At 72.8% G+C, this 18267-nt stretch carries 13 protein-coding genes and 2 pseudogenes; 3 read left to right on the top strand and 12 right to left on the bottom strand.

Annotated features, from left to right (window positions below; translation table 11 throughout):
* Positions 1-6: 6 nt before the first annotated feature.
* The 12 genes and pseudogenes from BN2279_RS13115 to BN2279_RS13060 form a co-directional block, all read right to left on the bottom strand.
* A pseudogene (locus tag BN2279_RS13115) lies at positions 7-321 on the bottom strand (cell division protein DivIVA); the annotation flags it as partial.
* Between the two features lie 157 nt (positions 322-478).
* Positions 479-899: pseudogene (locus tag BN2279_RS30600) on the bottom strand (YggS family pyridoxal phosphate-dependent enzyme); the annotation flags it as partial.
* Positions 896-1633 carry a peptidoglycan editing factor PgeF gene (gene pgeF, locus BN2279_RS13105; RefSeq protein ID WP_059009110.1) on the bottom strand — a complete coding sequence of 246 codons (738 nt, stop codon included), beginning with the start codon at positions 1631-1633 and terminating at the stop codon, positions 896-898. The pseudogene BN2279_RS30600 and the gene pgeF, both read right to left, overlap by 4 nt.
* A gap of 44 nt (positions 1634-1677) precedes the next feature.
* Entirely contained in the window at positions 1678-2919 is a 1242-nt protein-coding gene (ftsZ, locus tag BN2279_RS13100) for a cell division protein FtsZ (protein WP_059009108.1), read from the bottom strand.
* Between the two features lie 244 nt (positions 2920-3163).
* On the bottom strand, positions 3164-3973 hold the full coding sequence (locus BN2279_RS13095) for a cell division protein FtsQ/DivIB (protein WP_059009106.1): 810 nt from the start codon (positions 3971-3973) through the stop codon (positions 3164-3166).
* 25 nt (positions 3974-3998) lie between these two features.
* Entirely contained in the window at positions 3999-5090 is a 1092-nt protein-coding gene (gene murG / locus BN2279_RS13090; RefSeq protein ID WP_059009104.1) for an undecaprenyldiphospho-muramoylpentapeptide beta-N-acetylglucosaminyltransferase, read from the bottom strand.
* Between the two features lie 6 nt (positions 5091-5096).
* Positions 5097-6350, bottom strand: a complete 1254-nt coding sequence (gene ftsW, locus BN2279_RS13085) for a putative lipid II flippase FtsW (protein WP_059009102.1) — start codon at positions 6348-6350, stop codon at positions 5097-5099.
* Between the two features lie 134 nt (positions 6351-6484).
* Positions 6485-7906 carry a UDP-N-acetylmuramoyl-L-alanine--D-glutamate ligase gene (gene murD, locus BN2279_RS13080; RefSeq protein WP_059009647.1) on the bottom strand — a complete coding sequence of 474 codons (1422 nt, stop codon included), beginning with the start codon at positions 7904-7906 and terminating at the stop codon, positions 6485-6487.
* Positions 7903-8967, bottom strand: coding sequence for a phospho-N-acetylmuramoyl-pentapeptide-transferase (gene mraY, locus BN2279_RS13075; RefSeq protein WP_059009100.1), 1065 nt, complete (start codon positions 8965-8967; stop codon positions 7903-7905). The genes murD and mraY overlap by 4 nt, the downstream gene beginning before the upstream one ends.
* Entirely contained in the window at positions 8964-10403 is a 1440-nt protein-coding gene (locus BN2279_RS13070) for a UDP-N-acetylmuramoyl-tripeptide--D-alanyl-D-alanine ligase (RefSeq protein WP_059009098.1), read from the bottom strand. The genes mraY and BN2279_RS13070 overlap by 4 nt, the downstream gene beginning before the upstream one ends.
* Complete coding sequence (locus BN2279_RS13065; protein ID WP_407702236.1) at positions 10400-11995, bottom strand: UDP-N-acetylmuramoyl-L-alanyl-D-glutamate--2,6-diaminopimelate ligase; 1596 nt, start codon at positions 11993-11995, stop codon at positions 10400-10402. The genes BN2279_RS13070 and BN2279_RS13065 overlap by 4 nt, the downstream gene beginning before the upstream one ends.
* Positions 11996-12082: 87 nt before the next feature.
* A complete protein-coding gene (locus tag BN2279_RS13060) occupies positions 12083-13840 on the bottom strand; it encodes a peptidoglycan D,D-transpeptidase FtsI family protein (RefSeq protein ID WP_059009094.1) in 1758 nt (585 codons plus the stop codon).
* 1423 nt (positions 13841-15263) lie between these two features.
* Between BN2279_RS13060 and BN2279_RS13050 the strand changes: the two genes are divergently transcribed.
* From BN2279_RS13050 to BN2279_RS13040, 3 genes are all read left to right on the top strand, one after another.
* Entirely contained in the window at positions 15264-15779 is a 516-nt protein-coding gene (locus BN2279_RS13050; RefSeq protein ID WP_059009090.1) for a beta-class carbonic anhydrase, read from the top strand.
* A 143-nt stretch (positions 15780-15922) separates the two neighbouring features.
* Positions 15923-16915: an AAA family ATPase gene (locus BN2279_RS13045; protein WP_059009088.1), complete on the top strand. Its 993-nt coding sequence runs from the start codon at positions 15923-15925 to the stop codon at positions 16913-16915.
* Positions 16916-18223, top strand: a complete 1308-nt coding sequence (locus tag BN2279_RS13040) for a DUF58 domain-containing protein (protein WP_059009087.1) — start codon at positions 16916-16918, stop codon at positions 18221-18223. It begins immediately after the preceding gene.
* Positions 18224-18267 lie beyond the last annotated feature (44 nt).

Genomic DNA, 18267 nt, shown 5'->3' with positions numbered 1-18267 from the left:
CACGCGTCAGTTGTCGTCCTCGTCGATCAGGAAGCCCCGCATCGGGGACGGCGCCTGCTGCATCGGCTGCGGCCCCTGGGGCCGCACCGGCGCCATCGGCTGCGTCATCGCCGGCGACATCTGCTGCTGCCCGCCACCGCCGTAGGACGGCGCGGCGCTCGGGCCACCGTGACCGGCGTGCGTCCCGTGGGAGCCGTGACCACCCATCTGCTGGGACGAGCCGAGCGACTGGTGGCCGCCCATCGCGCCACCACCGGGACCGGCCGGGGCACCCGCCGACGCCAGCGAGGGCGTGGGCGACGGGGGCAGCGACGCGGCGGCTTTACGGTGCAGGGCAGCACGGTCAGTCGAGCTGATACGTTAGAGTGAAGCGCGAGTGTTAGCGTGGGAGCGTGTGCTTTGTGTATGCTGGGGCGGGTACCATGGAGAGCAGACATAGCCTCTTCGTCGGCACGGGCAGGTGTGTATAAGCCCGACTCCTTCTCCAGCGCGACCTGCACGAGGCAGTCCAGGGGCGCGCGTCCGGAATTCACCACCGCCGAGGAGAGCGCGGCGACGAGCCGCCCGCGGTCCACGGAGTGCACGCAGTCCGCGTACGCGACGACCGAACGGGCCTTGTTCGTCTGCAACTGCCCGACGAAATGCCAGGTCAGCCCGAGATCCGCGCACGCGGCGGCCTTGGCCGCCGCCTCCTGGTCACGGTTCTCGGCGAACTGCCGGACCCCCAGCTCCGCCAGCAGCCGGACGTCCTCGGCGGGATAGGTCTTGGAGACGACGATCAGAGTCACGTCCTCCCGCGCGCGCCCCGCCACGTCACAAGCGCGGGCTATGCGCTCCTCCACCCGGGCGAGCCCGGCGGCCAACTCCACCTCACGGGCGGCCCGGTGTCCGACGCTCACGCGGTCACCCAGACGTAACTCGCCAGCCGGCCCGTCGTCCGGTCGCGGCGGTAGGAGAAGTGGTCGGGCGATTCGAGGGTGCAGACCGGTGAGAGCGCGATGTCCGTGATCCCGCACGCGGTCAACTGCGCCCGTACGCCCGCCGGGATGTCGATGGCCGGGGTGCCCCGGCGGGTGGTGGCCGCGCTGCCGGGCACGGTCCGCCCGGCCTCCTCGCGCATCCGGGCCGGCACTTCGTAGCAACGGCCGCACACCGAGGGCCCGGTGCGGGCCACGATCCGGCCCGGTTCGGCGCCGAGGGAGCGCATCGCGGCCACGGTCGCGGGCACCACACCGGCCAGGAGACCGGGGCGCCCGGCGTGGGCGGCGCCGGCGACTCCGGCGACCGGGTCGGCCAGGAGCACGGGAGTGCAGTCGGCGGTCAGCACCGCGAGCGCGAGCCCCCGCTCGGCGGTGACCACGCCGTCCGCCTCGGGCGACCGCCCGGCGGTGCCCGGCTCGTCTCCCCCGGCGATCACCACAGTCCGGCCGTGCACCTGGTTCATCCAGCGCACCCGGGCCGGGTCGAGCCCGAGCGCCTTGGCGGCCAGCTCCCGGTTGTGGCGCACGGTGGCGGGGTCGTCACCGACGGCGCCGCCGAGATTGAGCGTGTCATACGGAGCGGCGCTCGCTCCGCCCCACCTGTCGGTGAAGGCGAAACGGGCGCCGCTCGTCGTGCTGAGGCGATCTATCACTGAGGCCCGGCTTCGTTCACAAGCGTCATAGGAGACAGCTTCTCCTACTTGAGGAAGTCGGGCACATCGAGCTCCTCGACCTGGCCGCCGTCGTAGGGCCGGGCCGACGGAACCTGCGGGGCGCCGCCCTTCAGCGGCTCGCGGGCCGGCTCGGCCTGCTCGGCGGAGCCGTCGCGGTCGGCGAGCACGCCCGCCTCGCGCGAGGGCAGCGCGCCCAGGCCGCCGAACGCGGGCCGCTCCGGCTCCGGCTCGGCCGCGACCCGGTCCTGCACCGGCGGGGCCGGCTCCTCCTTGGCGCCGTAGTTCCCGAGCGCCTTGTCCCGGGACCGGGCCGGTGGCTGGCCACCGTCGAAACCGGCGGCGATCACGGTGACCCGCACCTCGTCGCCGAGCGCGTCGTCGATGACGGCGCCGAAGATGATGTTCGCCTCGGGGTGGGCCGCCTCGCTGACGAGCTGCGCCGCCTCGTTGATCTCGAACAGACCGAGGTCGGAGCCGCCGGAGATGGACAGCAGCACGCCGCGGGCGCCGTCGATCGACGCCTCGAGCAGCGGGGAGGAGATGGCCATCTCGGCGGCGGCCACCGCGCGGTCGTCGCCGCGGGCCGAGCCGATGCCCATGAGAGCCGAACCGGCCTCGGACATCACGGACTTCACATCCGCGAAGTCCAGGTTGATCAGGCCGGGGGTGGTGATGAGATCGGTGATGCCCTGCACACCGGACAGCAGGACCTGGTCGGCGGACTTGAAGGCGTCCAGCACGCTGACCTGGCGGTCCGAGATCGACAGCAGCCGGTCGTTGGGGATGACGATGAGGGTGTCGACCTCGTCGCGCAGGCTGGCGATGCCGTCCTCCGCCTGGTTGGCGCGACGGCGGCCCTCGAAGGTGAACGGACGGGTGACCACGCCGATGGTCAGCGCGCCCAGGGAGCGTGCGATGTTCGCCACGACCGGAGCACCACCCGTACCGGTGCCGCCGCCCTCGCCCGCGGTGACGAAGACCATGTCGGCCCCCTTGAGGACCTCCTCGATCTCCTCACGGTGGTCTTCGGCAGCCTTGCGACCGACGTCCGGATTGGCGCCCGCGCCCAGCCCGCGGGTGAGCTCACGGCCGACGTCGAGCTTGACGTCGGCGTCGCTCATCAGCAGCGCCTGCGCATCGGTGTTGATCGCGATGAACTCGACGCCCTTGAGACCGACCTCGATCATCCGGTTGATGGCGTTGACGCCACCGCCGCCGATTCCGACGACCTTGATGACTGCGAGGTAGTTCTGCGGTGCTGCCACGTCGAAGGCCTCTCGCCTCGATTTACGTGTCGTCGCTCCGCGGGTGCCGCAGTGCGCCGACTCATGCCGATGGGGCGGAGGGATAAGCCGCCCCGAACCCTAACGCTCAAGTTTAGGGTTACCTGTGCTCGCCGTTCCTTGGAATCCTCGGAACGGACACTAAGTCGACAAGTGGTACGCGTTCAACGAACACGCCGAACCTCCTGTTTTTCTTTTCACCCTATGTGATCACGCGCGGGGCACGTCAACCTCCCACCACCGCAGGGGCACTGGGGACACTCACATCGAAGTGGCGGGCATCACCGGCCGCACGCATGACTACGCCGAGTGCCTCGGCCTTGGCTGCCGAGTCCTCCGCACTTCCCCACCGCACGGTGCGGTCGTCCGACAACTCCAAAGTGATGGAGTCGTAAGAGGTGACCCGGATGACACGCGTGTCGCGGCGGACGGATTCCGGCAGGGCCGCCGCCACGGTCACCGCCTCGGCGCGGATACGGTCCTCGCCGAACCGGCGGGTGCTCGGGCTGTCGTCCAGGTCGAGTTCGAGCAACGGCACGCCCGCCACGGCCTCGTCCACCTCGCCGAACCGCACGCCGTCGGCGTCCACCTCGGCGTAGGCGCCGTCGTCCGGGATCAGCACCTCGGCCTCGCGCTCGCGGACCTTCAGCGAAACCCCGTGCGGCCAGGCCCGGACCACGTCCACCGACGCCAGGCGCGGCAGCGCCTCCAGCATCCGGTCGCTGACGGCGTCCTGGTCGAGGGACGCCATCGGGGAGCCCAGGGAGACGCCCGCGGCGGCCAGGACCTGGTCCTCCGTCAGCTTCGCCGGGCTGTCCTCGTCCCAGCGCACCGAGACCTGTTCGATCCGCAGCCAGTCCGAGCCGTACAGCACCCAGGTGCCGAAGCCACCCACGGTCAGCGTCACCGCGAGCACCACCAGCAGCAGGCGGACGCGCCGCGGGAGCGGGCGCGGACCGCGCCGGGGCGGTGTGCGCGGGCCGGAGTCCGACCGACGTCGCTCACCACCGCGCTGGGCGGTCGTCGCTCCGGCCACGCTCTCTCATCTCCCCGGTCCGCGGCTACGCCCTGCGCGCCGCGATCGCTTCGTGCACCATGCCGAGCAGCAGCTCGTCCGAGTCCCTGCGGCCGAACTCGGCGGCGGCCCGGGACATCGACAGGAGCTGTCCCGGGTCGGTGAGGACCGGCAGGACGGAGCTCCTGACCCATTCCGGCGTCAGTTCCGCGTCGTCGACCAGCAGTCCGCCGCCGGCCTTGACCACCGGCTGGGCGTTGAGCCGCTGTTCGCCGTTGCCGATCGGCAGCGGGACGTAGGCGGCGGGCAGCCCGACGGCGGAGAGTTCGGCCACGGTCATCGCGCCCGCGCGGCAGAGCATCATGTCCGCCGCTGCGTACGCGAGGTCCATGCGGTCCACATACGATAGCGGGACATAAGGCGGCATTCCGGGCATGGTGTCGATCTGCGGCAGTTCGTTCTTCGGACCGACCGCGTGCAGCACCTGGACGCCGGAGCGCTGGAGGGCGGGGACGACCGTCGCGATGACCTCGTTCAGCCGCCGGGCGCCCTGCGAGCCGCCGGAGACCAGCAGCGTGGGCAGGTTGGCGTCCAGGCCGAAGAACGCGCGGGCCTCGTGCCGGACCGCCGAGCGGTCCAGCGTGGCGATCGAGCGGCGCAGCGGGATGCCGATGTAACGGGCGTGCCGGAGCTTGCTCTCCGGCGTGGAGACGGCGACGAACTTCGTGTACCGCGCGCCGATCCGGTTGGCGAGCCCGGGACGGGCGTTGGCCTCGTGCACCACGATCGGCACCCGCAGGTGCTTGGCGGCCAGATAGCCGGGGAGCGCGACGTAGCCGCCGAAGCCGACCACGCAGTCCGCCTTGGTGCGTTCGAGGATCTCCTCCGCCGCCTTGATCGTGCCGCGCAGCCGGCCCGGGACCGTGATCAGCTCCGGGGTCGGTTTGCGGGGCAGCGGCACGGCGGGGATCAGGCCCAGTTCGTAGCCGCGTTCGGGCACCAGCCGCGTCTCCAGGCCGCGTTCCGTGCCCAGGGCGGTGATGCCCACGGTCGGATCGTGCCTGCGCAGAGCGTCCGCGAGGGCGAGCGCGGGCTCGATGTGGCCGGCGGTCCCCCCGCCGGCGAGGACAACATGCACCGAATTTCACCGCTCTCCGGACAGCGCCCTTCTCACGCGCCGTCCCATCGTCTTCCATCTCAGCCCGGGTCCCCGCATGGCCAGGGCCGCCCTCGCCGCCGGGTCACTGCGCGCGAACGCGATCAGCAGACCGACGGCGAACATGGTGGGCAGCAGGGCGGAACCCCCGTACGAGAACAGCGGCAGGGGCACCCCGGCGATGGGCAACAGGCCCAGCACCGCGCCGATGTTGATCACGGTCTGGACCATGAGCCAGGCCGTCACCCCTCCCGCGGCATACCTCACGAAGGGGTCCTCCGTGCGTCCGGCCACGCGGATACCCGCATAGCCTAGAGCCGCGAAGAGGGCGAGCACCGACAGCGTACCCGCCAGGCCGAGCTCCTCCCCGGTGATGGCGAAGATGAAGTCCGTGTGCGGCTCCGGGAGTTCACCCCATTTTTCCACACTGGCCCCCAGCCCGGAACCGAACCACCCTCCCGAGGCGAGGGCGTAGATCCCGTGGACGGCCTGCCAGCAGCGGTCGTTCTCGCCGGGATCGGTGGCGCCCATGCAGGCGAGCCGGTCCATCCGGTGCGGACTGGTGGCGATGAAGAGCGCGCCGAGGACCGCTGCGGCGCCCAGCACCCCGGAGAACAGCCGGGTGGGCGCGCCGGCCAGCCACAGCAGCGCGAAGAGGATCGCCGTCAGGATCATCACGGTGCCCATGTCGCCGCCGACCATGACCAGGCCGCAGACCAGCAGCGCGCCGGGGACGAGCGGGACCAGCAGGTGCCGCCACTGGGTCAGCAGCCGCTTGTCCCCCTTGCGGGCGAGGAGGTCGGCGCCCCAGAGCACCAGCGCCAGCTTGGCGAACTCGCTGGGCTGGAGCTGGAACGAGCCGCCGATCGCCAGCCAGTTGGTGCTGCCGTTGACCTCGACCCCGACGCCGGGCACCTGGACCAGGACCAGCAGGACGACGGTGAGGGCGAGGAACGGGTAGGTGAGGGCGCGCAGCAGCCGCACGGGCACGCGGGAGGCGATGAACAGCAGCCCGGTCCCGAGCACGGCGGCCAGCAACTGCTTGCGGAAGTAGAACGTGGCGGGCAGGTCGTAACGCAGCGCCTGGATCTGGGAGGCGGAGAAGACCATCACCAGACCGAGCAGGGTGATGAGCAGACCGGTGCCCATGATGACGTAATAGGCCGTCAGGGGCCGGTCCCACGCCCGGCGCGCGCGGACCAGGAACTGGGGTGGGCGAGGGGCGCGCGGCGGGAGGGGCACCGGTCTCTGACCTGACTGTTACACAAATCTACGAAGGAGGGGCCGACGATGACGGCTGACCACCGGGCGGCGTCGCCCGGTGGTCAGCCGTCATCGTCGGCCCCTCCTTCGTCCCGCGCCGGCGGGTCCGCGGGCTACTGCTCTTCTCGTGCCAGGTCGCGGACGGCGGCGGCGAAGGCGTCGCCCCGCTCGGTGTAGTTCGTGAACATGTCCATCGAGGCACAGGCCGGAGCCATCAGGACGGTGTCCCCCTCGCGGGCGAGCCGGGACGCCTCGCGCACTGCCGCCGCCATCGCCCCAGTGTCGGTCCGGTCGAGGTCCACCACCGGGACATCCGGCGCGTGTCGCGCCAGGGCCGCGGCGATCAGGTGCCGGTCGGCGCCGATGAGCACCGCGCCGCGCAGCCGCCCCGCGGCGCCGGCCACCAGCTCGTCGAACGTGGCGCCCTTGGCCAGTCCGCCGGCGATCCACACGACCGGCTCGTAGGCACTCAGGGACGCCTGCGCGGCATGGGTGTTGGTGGCTTTGGAGTCGTCCACGTACGCCCCGCCCGCCACGTCCGCGACGTGCGCGATGCGGTGCGCGTCGGGGCGGAAGGCCCGCAGGCCGTCCCGGACCGCCCGGGGCTCCACGCCGTAGGCGCGGGCCAGGGCGGCGGCGGCCAGGGCGTTGGCGATGTTGTGCGGGGCGGGCGGGCGGACGTCGGAGACCTCGGCCAGCTCCTGGGCCGTGTGACGCCGGTCGGGGACGAAGGCCCGGTCGACCAGGATGCCGTCCACGACGCCGAGTTCGGAAAGGCCGGGCGGGCCGAGGGTGAATCCGACGGCCCGGCAGCCCTCCACCACGTCGGCCTCGCGGACCAGCGCCTCGGTCGCCGGGTCGGCGGCGTTGTAGACGCAGGCGACCCGGTTGCCCTGGTAGACCCGGCCCTTGTCGGCCGCGTACGCCGCCATCGAGCCGTGCCAGTCGAGGTGGTCGGGCGCCAGGTTGAGCACGGCCGCCGAGTGCGGGCGGACCGAGGGCGCCCAGTGCAACTGGTAGCTCGACAGTTCCACCGCGAGCACGTCGTAGGGCGGGTCGGCCAGCACGGTGTCGATGATCGGGGTGCCGATGTTGCCGACGGCGGCGGTACGCAGGCCCGCCGCCGTGAGGATGGCGGCGAGCATGCGGACCGTCGTGGTCTTGCCGTTGGTGCCGGTGACGGCGAGCCAGGGCGGCCCGTTCTCGCCACGCAGCCGCCACGCGATCTCGACGTCCCCGACGACTTCCACCCCGGCCGCCGCGGCGGCGGCGAACAGCGGGCTGTCCGGCAGCCAGCCGGGCGAGGTGACCACCAGATCGGTGCCCGCCGGCAGGGTGTCCCCGTCGCCGGGCCTGACCTCGATCCCGTCGGCGGCGAGTTCGGCGGCGCGGGCGCGCTGCCGCTCGCCCTCTCCGGCGTCCACGACGGTGACCAGGGCGCCGAGCCCGGCCAGGGCGCGGGCGGCGCTGACCCCGCTGACGCCGAGCCCGGCGACGGTGACGCGCCGGCCCGCGAAGGACGGTGTCCCGGTCACCAGTCCGCCACCCACGTGCCGTAGAAGATGCCGATGCCGACGATCACGCACATGCCCTGGATGATCCAGAACCTGACGACCACCAGCACCTCGCTCCAGCCCTTCAGCTCGAAGTGGTGCTGGAGCGGCGCCATCTTGAACACGCGGCGGCCGGTGAGCCGGAAGGAGCCGACCTGGATGACCACCGACATGGTGATCAGGACGAACAGCCCGCCCAGCACGGCCATCAGCAGCTCGGTGCGGGAGACGATGGCCAGGCCGGCCAGCGCGCCGCCCAGGGCGAGGGAACCGGTGTCGCCCATGAAGATCTTGGCGGGCGAGGTGTTCCACCACAGGAAGCCGAAGAGCGCGCCCATCAGGGCGGCGGCGACGATGGCGCCGTCGAGCGGGTCGCGCACCTCGTAGCAGGAGGCCCCGGCGGTGGCGAACTCCGAGCAGGTCTGGCCGTACTGCCAGACACCGATGAAGACGTACGCGCCGAAGACCATGACGGACGCGCCGGTCGCCAGGCCGTCCAGACCGTCGGTCAGGTTCACGCCGTTGGACATCGCCAGGATCATGAACAGCGCCCACACCACGAACAGCACCGGCCCGATGCTCCACGCGAAGTCCTGCGTGAACGACAGGTGCGTGGAGGCGGGGGTGAGCTGGCGGGCGTCCGCGAAGTTCAGGGAGAGGATCGCGAACGTGACGCCCACGATGAACTGGCCGAGCATCTTCGCGCCGGCCCGCAGGCCCAGGCTGCGCCGCCGGACGATCTTGATGTAGTCGTCCAGGAAGCCGACCAGGCCCATGCCGGCCATCAGGAACAGCACCAGCAGGCCCGAGATGGTGGGCTGTTCACTGGGCATGATCTTGGTCGCCGCGTAGGCGATCAGCGTGGCCAGGATGAACGCGATGCCGCCCATGGTGGGCGTGCCGCGCTTGCTGTGGTGGTCACGCGGGCCGTCGTCGCGGATGTACTGCCCGTATCCCTTGCGGGCGAGCAGCTTGATGAGCAGCGGAGTCCCGATCAGGGTCAGGAAGAGTCCGATGGCACCGGAGAAGAGGATCTGCCTCATCGGGCGGCGACCTCGCCCTCGGCGCCGCCCGCCGCGTCGTCCGCGAGCCGGAGGGCCACGCGTTCCAGGCCGACCGCCCTGGACGCCTTCACCAGCACCACATCTCCCGGCCGCAGCTCACCGCGCAGCAGCTCGACCGCTGCTTGAGCGTCGGACACGTGCACCGACTCCTCACCCCACGAACCCTCGTTCTTGGCGCCCATGTCCAGCCAGGCGGCCTCCCGGCCGCCCACCGACACGAGCCTGCTGACGTTGAGCCGGACGGCGAGCCGCCCGACCGCGTCGTGCTCGGCGAAAGCGTCGTCGCCGAGCTCGGCCATCCGGCCGAGCACCGCCCACGTACGGCCCCCCCGCGCGCGGGCGGCCTCGCCCATGGCGGCGAGGGTGCGCAGCGCGGCCCGCATGGATTCGGGGTTGGCGTTGTAGGCGTCGTTGACGATGGTCACGCCGTCCGCCCGCTCGGTGACCTCCATGCGCCACTTGGACAGCGCGCCCGCGGCGGACAGGGTTTCGGCGATCGCCGTCGCGGACATGCCTACCTCATGCGCCACAGCGGCAGCGGCAAGCGCGTTCGACACGTGGTGCTCACCGTACAGGCGCATGGTCACGTCGGCGCACCCGGTGGGGGTCCGCAGGCGGAACGAGGGGCGGCCGTCGGCCGTGAGGCGTGGGTCCTCGGCGCGGATCGCCGCCTCCGGGGACTCCCCGAAGAGCAGCGTGCGCGCGGAGGTGCGGGCCGCCATGGCGCGGACCAGCGGATCGTCCGCGTTGAGCACGGCCACGCCGCCGTCCGCGGCGGACGGCAGCGCCTCGACCAGCTCGCCCTTGGCGATGGCGATGGCCTCCCGCCCGCCGAACTCCCCGATGTGCGCGGTGCCGACGTTGAGGACGACGCCGATCCGGGGCGGTGTCAGCGAGGTCAGATAGCGGATGTGGCCGATGCCCCGGGCGCCCATCTCCAGCACGAGGAACCGGGTGGAGTCCGTGGCGCGCAGCGCGGTCAGGGGCAGGCCGATCTCGTTGTTGAACGAGCCGGGTGTCCAGACCGTCTCGCCCGCGCGCTCCAGGAGCTGGGCGATCAGGTCCTTGGTGCTGGTCTTGCCGGCCGAGCCGGTGAGCGCGACGACGGTGGTGCCCAGACCGGCGACGACGTGCCGGGCGAGCGCGCCGAGCGCCTCCGTCACGTCGTCCACGACGATCGCGGGCACGCCGACGGGACGGGTGGCGAGCACCGCCGCGGCGCCCGCGGCGACGGCGGCGGCGGCGAAGTCGTGGCCGTCGACGTTCTCGCCGGGCAGGGCGGCGAAGAGTGAGCCGGGCTCGGTCAGCCTGGAGTCGATGACCACGGGCCCGGTGACGTGGGGTGGCGGCTCCGGTATGTCGTGCGGCTCTCCCCGCACGACCGTGATGAGCTCAGCAACGGGAAGGGGGATCACTGCAGCGGGCCTCGCCTGGCGTCGGTTCTCGGGGACGGGTGGGTGTGCGAGCCGCGCCCGATGGCCGCGCGCAGCTCCTCACGGTCGTCGAAGGGCCGGATGACTCCGGCGATGTCCTGGCCCTGCTCGTGCCCCTTGCCGGCCACCACCACGGTGTCGCCCGGCTCGGCGCGGGCCACGGCGGCGGCGATGGCGGCGGCGCGGTCCACTTCGACCAGCACGGTGCCGCGCTCGTGCGCGGGGACCTCGGCGGCGCCGGCGAGCATCGCGGCCAGGATGGCGAGCGGGTCCTCGGACCGGGGGTTGTCCGAGGTGAGCACGGCGGTGTCGGCCAGCCGGGCCAGGGCGGCACCCATCAGGGGCCGCTTGTGGGGGTCGCGGTCGCCGCCGCAGCCGAGGACGGCGTGCAGCCGGCCCGTCGTCACCTTGCGGAGGGCGTGCAGCACGGACTCGACCGCGTCGGGCTTGTGGGCGTAGTCCACGACGGCGAGGTACGGCTGCCCGGCGTCGACCCGTTCGAGGCGGCCGGGGACGCCGGGGACGGCGGCGATGCCCTCGGCGGCGGCCACCGGGTCGAGGCCCGCGACGGCCAGGGCGGCCAGGGCGGCCAGCGCGTTGGCGACGTTGAACGCGCCGGGCAGCGGGGCGGCGGCCCGGACGCGGACGCCGTCGGGGCCGAGCGCGGTGAAGGTGGAGCCGAGCGGGCCCGGCTCGATGTCCACGGCGCGCCAGTCGGCGTCGGGGTGGCCCTCGGCGGAGTAGGTGGTGACGGGGACACCGGCCTCACGGGCCAGCCGCCGGCCGTGTTCGTCGTCGAGGTTGACGACGGCCGCGCGGGACCGTTCGGGCGTGAACAGCCGTGCCTTGGCCTGGAAGTAGTCCTCCAGGTCGGCGTGGAAGTCCAGGTGCTCCGGGCTGAGGTTGGTGAAGACCGCCACGTCGAAGACGCAGCCGTCGACGCGGCCCAGGGTGAGCGCGTGGCTGGAGACCTCCATGGCGACGGAACGGACGCCGCTCTCCCGCATCCGGCCGAACAGGGCCTGGAGGTCGCTCGCCTCGGGGGTGGTGCGCTCGGACTTGACGCGCTCGTCACCGACGCGGGTCTCGACCGTGCCGATCAGCCCGGTCTTCCCGTCGCCGTCGCCCGCCCGGCGCAGCCCGCCCTCGATGAGGTAGGTCGTGGTGGTCTTGCCCGCCGTCCCGGTGACGCCGATCTGGAGCAGGTCGCGGCCCGGGTCGTCGTAGACGGTGACGGCCAGCGCGCCCATCACGCCGCGCGGGTCGGGGACGGTCAGCACCGGCAGCCCGGCGGCGGCGGCGCGTTCGGCGCCCGCGGGGTCGGTGAGGACGGCGACGGCGCCCAGCGCGGCGGCCTGGCCGGCGAAGTCCGCGCCGTGCGCGCGGGCGCCGGGCAGCGCCGCGTAGAGGTCGCCCGGACGGACGGAACGCGAGTCGTGGGTGATGCCGGTGACGGCCCGTCCGCTCCCCGGGGCGGGGTCGTCCGCGCCGAGCGACCGGGCCAGCTCCGCCAGCGGCACGGGCCGGACGTTCCGGGGGCGCGGCGCCCGGCGGGACTGATCAGCGTGTGGCACGGCGGTGAGCGTACCGGGCGTGCCGGGGGTGGGGCGAAACGAGGGTGACCCGTCGGGGATGGTTCTCACGTGCGCGTGCTCCGCTCGTCAGGCGTCGGGATCGAAGGTGACCGGCAGGCCGTCGAATTCCTCGCCGGGGGGGGGGACCTCCAGGGCCGCCAGCGAGAACCGCATGACCTCGTTGAAGACCGGGCCGCAGACGCCGCTGCCGGTGTAGCCGCCGGCGGTGGGGTTCTGCACGACGCAGTACACGGTGACGCGGGGATCGTCGGCGGGCGCGAAACCGGCGAACGACGGGGTGTAGCCCTCGTAGCGGCCGGACTCCGGGTCCACCCGGTTGGCGGTGCCGGTCTTGCCCGCCACCCGGTAGCCGGGGATCTGGGCGGCGCTGCCGGTGCCGTCGGGGTCGACGACGACGGTCTCCAGCATCTCGGTGAGCTGGTGGGCGGTGTCCTCGCTGACGACGCGGGTCCGTTCGGGCTCGGGCGCCGGCTCGTACTGGCCGTCGGGGCCGGTGGTGCCGCGGACCAGGCTGGGGGTGATCCGCTCGCCGCCGTTGGCGATCGTCGAGTAGACGGAGGCGGCCTGCACGGCGTTGACGGACAGGCCCTGGCCGAACGGGATCGTGTACTGCTGCGAGGCGTCCCAGTCCTCGGGCGGGGCGAGGATGCCGGGGGTCTCGCCGGGGAAGCCGAGGCCGGTGGGCTCGCCGAAGCCGAAGGCGCGCAGGTAGGAGTACAGGACGGAGTTGGCCTCGGCCTGGGTGTCGCCCAGTTCCTCGGCGGCGAGGATGGTGCCGATGTTGCTCGACTGGGCCAGGACCCCGGCGAGGGTCAGGTAGAGCGTCGGGTGTTCCTCGTGGTCGGCGAAGTTGCGGTCGGCGCGCGGCAGCCGGTTGGGGACGGTGACGTGGGTGTCCGGGGTGGCGGCCTGCTCCTCCAGCACGGCGGCCATGGTGATGACCTTGCTGGTGGAGCCCAGCTCGAAGGCGTCCTCCAGGGCCGGGTTGCCCAGGCCCTCGGCGTCGGCCTCCGCCATGTCGTTGGGGTCGTAGCCGGGCGCGCTGGCCAGGGCGAGGATCTCGCCGGTGGTGGTGTCCTGGACGACGACGTAGCCGCCGTCGGCCTCGGACTCCTCGACCTGCTCGGTGATGGCGCTCTGGGCGGCCCACTGGATGTCGCGGTCGAGGGTCAGCTCCATGTCGGTGCCGGGCACGGCGGGCTGCTCGTCCTCACCGGCGGTGGGCACCCGCCGGCCGCCGGACTGGGCGTAGGTGACGGTGCCGTCCTCGCCGGAGAGCTGCTCGTCGTACTGAGCTTCGAGGCCGCCGCCGCCGTGGCCCTCCGCGTTGACGAACCCGAGGACGGCGGCGGCGAGGTCCTCGTTCGGGTACACGCGCTTGCTGTTCTCCTCGGCGAAGACGCCAGCGAGCACCTGGGTGCCGGTGCCCTTGGCGGCCTGCTCGCCCAGGGCGGTGCGCAGGTCCTGGATCTGCCGCCAGGTCTGCGGGGTCTGCTGGCGGGCGAGGGCGGCGTACCGCGAGTCGGCGTCGTCGAGGAGGGCGGCCAGTTCGGCCTGGTCGCGGCCGGGGATGGGGGCGAGGAGCGCGGCGGCCTGCTCGGGGGCGTCGGTGACGCCGGTCTCGGCCTCGGTGAACAGGAGCGGGTCGGCGGTGATGTCGTACGAGTCGACGGTGGTCGCGAGGGCGGTGCCGTTGCGGTCGGTGATGTCGCCGCGCTGGGCCGCCAGCGGGACGGTGACGTACCGGTTGAGGGCGGCCTGCTCGGCGTAGCCGGCGGCGCCGACGGCCTGGACCTGGATCAGGCGGATGCCGAAGGCGAGCATGACCAGCGTCAGCGCGAAGCCGATGAGCCGCAGGCGGGGGCGCGGGTTGCCCAGGCGCAGGGCTCTTCACCACTACTCCCGGCATCCTACTCCCCGGTCGCCTACTATAGTGATGCAGTCCTAGATGCAACACCCAGCATAATACCGGATCTTTCACTTCTACCTTAAATAACCCCTCCATATTATACTGGGGTGGGGATGTGATGTTTGATAGAGATTTTTTTTTTTTCAAGCAGAGGACGGCATCCGAGATTTCTGCCTGTCTCGTGGGCTGGGAGATGTGTATAAGAGCCGGGGGGTGGGCAGCTCCGCGCCCCGGGTGAGCAGGCGCAGCCGGGGCTGGTACTGCTCGGGGACGACGGGCAGGCCCGCCGGGGCGGTGCTCCGCGCGCCCTCGGCCAGTGCCCGCTTGACGAGCCGGTCCTCCAGCGACTGGTACGACAGGACGACGATCCGGCCGCCGACCGCCAGGGCGTCGAGAGCGGCGGGGGCGGCGCGTTCCAGCGAGGCGAGTTCGCCGTTGACCTCGATGCGCAGGGCCTGGAACGTGCGCTTGGCGGGGTTGCCGCCGGTCCGCATGGCCGCCTGGGGCAGGGCCTCGCGGATGAGGGCGACGAGCCGGGCGCTGGTGGTGATCGGCTCGCGGGCGCGTTCGCGGACCACCGCGTCGACGATGCGGCGGGCGAACCGTTCCTCGCCGTAGTGGGGCAGCCCGCGGACCAGTTCGCCCGCCGGGTAGGTGTTGAGGACGTCGGCGGCGCTCGGCCCTGCCGACTGGTCCATCCGCATGTCGAGCGGCGCGTCCTGCGCGTAGGCGAAACCCCGGTCGGCCTCGTCGAGTTGCATCGAGGAGACGCCGAGGTCGAACAGGACCCCGGCCACCGAGGCCACCCCGAGCCGGGCGAGGACGGCGGGGAGTTCGTCGTAGACCGCGTGGACCAGGGTCGCCCGGTCGCCGTGGGGGGCGAGGCGCTCGCCGGCGAGTTCCAGCGCGGCCGGGTCGCGGTCGAGGGCGATCAGCCGGAGGGCGGGGAAGGCGGTCAGCAGCGCCTCGCTGTGGCCGCCCAGGCCGAGGGTGCAGTCGACGGCGACGGCGTCCCGGCCGTGCAGCGCCGGGCCCAGCAGGTCCAGGCAGCGCTGGAGCAAGACGGGGCGGTGCCGGGCTTCCGGCGGCCGGTCGTTGCTGGTCGTCATGCGCCTTCCGAAGGGGAGGTGAGGCAGGTGGCGGGCGAAGACGGCGGCCTGTGCACGCCTCCCAGTCCGCGTCACATTAGCCCACCAGTTTTCCCGGTCAATCACTGAGGTTGATCGCGTGCGGCGTTTCGCGCCGGGGCGGAGCGCGCCCGGCGTCCGGGGGCAATTGTGACCCGCGTCACCCGCCCCGGCGAGACGAGCACCCCGGACCCGTATTACCTTCACGGACATGTCTCATACGGTCACTGACGAGCTTGTCGCAGCCAACCAACGCTACGCCGAGGGGTTCAAGGACCCCGGCATGGACGCGCGTCCCGTACGCAAGGTGGCCATCGTCGCCTGCATGGACGCCCGGCTCGACCTCCACGCCGCCCTCGGCCTCGAACTGGGCGACTGTCATACGATCCGCAACGCCGGCGGCGTGGTGACGGACGACGTCATCCGCTCGCTGACCATCAGTCAGCGCGGCCTGGGCACCAACGCCGTCGTGCTCATCCACCACACGGGCTGCGGGCTCCTGAACCTCTCCGAGGAGTGGCGGCACGATCTGGAGCTGGAGGTCGGCCAGAAGCCCGCGTGGGCGGTCGAGTCGTTCAAGGACCTCGACCAGGACGTCCGGCAGTCCATGGCCCGCGTGCGGACCTCGCCTTTTCTCCCGCACACTGATGACGTACGCGGTTTCGTGTTCGACGTGACGACCGGTCTGCTGCGCGAGATCGACCCGGAGAACACCCCCACCCCGTGACGTGTGCCCCCCGTAGTGTGAAGAATGCTGCGGGGCGGCAACCGTACGGGCCCGTTCGGGTGTCGCGGTCACCGACGCGTGGTCGGCGCCGCCGAGGGCCGCGTGTCGGGCCGGGTATGGGATGAGGGACCGAGGAGGGCCGGGTGACGACCTATGGGGAGCAAACGAAGCTCACCGATCTGAGCGCCACGGCGGAGCAGGTGCGCCGCGCCGTGGAGAGCGTGATCGAGGGAAAGCCGGAGGTCGTGCGGCTCTCGTTGACGGTGCTGCTCGCCGAGGGGCACCTGCTGCTCGAGGACGTGCCCGGGGTGGGCAAGACGATGCTGGCGAAGGCGCTGGCGAAGTCCATCGACTGCTCGGTGCAGCGCATCCAGTTCACCCCGGACCTGCTGCCGTCGGACATCACCGGCGTCAGCGTCTACGACCAGCGGCGCGGGGAGTTCGAGTTCAAGCCGGGCGCGGTGTTCGCGCAGATCGTCATCGGGGACGAGATCAACCGCGCCTCGCCGAAGACCCAGTCGGCGCTGCTGGAGGCGATGGAGGAGCGGCAGGTCACGGCGGACGGCAGCACGTACGGGCTGCCGTCGCCGTTCATGGTCATCGCGACCCAGAACCCGGTCGAGATGGAGGGCACGTACCCCCTGCCCGAGGCGCAGCGCGACCGCTTCATGGCCCGCGTCTCGGTGGGTTACCCGAGCCCCGAGGCCGAGCTGCGGATGCTGGAGACGCACGGCGGGTTCTCGCCGCTGGAGGCACTGCGGCCCGCCGCGCACGCCGACGACATCAAGAAGCTGATCGAGGCCGTGCGCGAGATCCACGTGTCGGACGCGGTGCGCCGGTACGCGGTCGACCTGACCACCGCCACCCGCGGCCACCCCGAGCTGCGGCTCGGGGCCTCGCCGCGCGCCACGCTGCACCTGCTGCGCGCGGCGAAGGCCGCGGCGGCGCTGGCCGGGCGCGGCTTCGTGCTGCCCGACGACGTCCAGCACCTGGCCGTGCCGGTGCTGGCCCACCGGCTGCTGCCGTCCGCGCAGGCGCAGCTCAACCGGCACACCACCGAGCAGTTCGTCACCGAGATCCTGCACCGCACCTCGGTGCCCGATCCGTACGCCGCCCAGCGGCTGCGGGGCCTTTAGATGGCGGGGCCCGGCGTTCCCGCCGCCGGCGGGAGCGGCGGTGAGGACGACCGGGGGCCGCTGCGGGCCGCGTTCGGCGGGCTGACGACGCGCGGCCGGTCGTTCCTGGCCGCGGGCGGTGCCGCGGCCGTCTGCGCGTACACCCTGGGCCAGCCCGACCTGCTGCGCGTCGGCATGCTGCTGGCCGCGCTGCCGGTGCTGTGCGTCCTGGTCCTGCACCGCACGCGCAGCCGGGTCGCCGCCGCGCGCCGGCTCACGCCCGCGCGCGTGCCGGCGGGCAGCGAGTCGCGGGTGCACCTGCGGGTGGAGAACGTGGCCCGCGTCCCCAGCGGGCTGCTGCTGCTCCAGGACCGGGTGCCGTACGTGCTGGGCCCGCGGCCGAGGTTCGTGCTGGACCGCATCGAGCCGGGCGGGCGGCGCGAGGTGACCTACCGCGTCCGCTCCGACCTGCGCGGCCGTTACCCGCTCGGGCCGCTCCAGCTCCGGCTGGCCGACCCGTTCGGGATGGTGGAGCTGAGCAGGTCGTTCAACGCCTACGACGTGATGACCGTGCTGCCCCGGATCGAGACGCTGCCCGCGGTGCGGCTCGGCGGCGACAGCGACGGCCACGGGGACGGGCGGCAGCGCACCGGCGCGGTGGCGGGCGACGACGACATCATCCCCCGGGACTACCGGCACGGCGACGACATGCGCCGCGTGCACTGGCGGTCCACGGCGCACCGCGGGTCGCTGATGGTGCGGCGCGAGGAGCAGCCGTTCAAGGCGCGCTGCACCGTGATCCTGGACACCAGGCGCGCCGGCTATGTCGGGAGCGGCCCGGAGTCGCCGTTCGAACGGGCGGTGGCGGGGGCCGCGTCGGTCGTGGCGCACGTGGCGGCCCAGGGGTACGCGGTACGGCTGCTGACCGGCTCCGGGGCGATGGTGCCGGGGCCCGACACCGAGGCGTCCGATCCGGCCGAGGTGACCGGGCTGATCCTGGACACCCTGGCGGTCGTGGACCACACGCCGGGCGGCGGCCTGGAGCACGCGCTGACCGAGTTGCGCGGGGGCGGCGGGCTGCTGATCGCGTTCGTCGGCGCGCCGGACACCGAGCAGGTCGCGGTGCTCGCCCGGCTGCGGAGGCGCGCGGGGAGCGCGGTGGCGTTCGTGGCGGCGGGCCAGTACGACGCGGTGTACGAGTCCGGCCGGCGGCGCGCGCTGCGCGCGGCGGGGTGGACGGTGCTGGCGCAGTACCCCGGGGTGCCGCTGGCCCGGCTGTGGCAGCAGGCGTCGCTGGAACTGTCCGGCCCCGGCCGGGGTCCGTACTGAGCGGGCGCGCGTACCGTGCGCGCGGATGGGGCCGAGGGGCCGCC

Source organism: Streptomyces specialis (assembly GCF_001493375.1).
Classification (GTDB): domain Bacteria; phylum Actinomycetota; class Actinomycetes; order Streptomycetales; family Streptomycetaceae; genus Streptomyces; species Streptomyces specialis.
Note: the sequence above shows the minus strand (reverse complement) of the source record. Positions and strands in the feature narration are given on the sequence as shown.

Excerpts from the sequence above, each read along its gene's own strand:
- mraY (WP_059009100.1), bottom strand. The coding sequence starts at position 8,967 with ATGAGGCAGATCCTCTTCTCCGGTGCCATCGGACTCTTCCTGACCCTG.
- BN2279_RS13060 (WP_059009094.1), bottom strand. The coding sequence starts at position 13,840 with ATGCTCGCCTTCGGCATCCGCCTGATCCAGGTCCAGGCCGTCGGCGCC.
- BN2279_RS13050 (WP_059009090.1), top strand. The coding sequence starts at position 15,264 with ATGTCTCATACGGTCACTGACGAGCTTGTCGCAGCCAACCAACGCTAC.
- BN2279_RS13040 (WP_059009087.1), top strand. The coding sequence starts at position 16,916 with ATGGCGGGGCCCGGCGTTCCCGCCGCCGGCGGGAGCGGCGGTGAGGAC.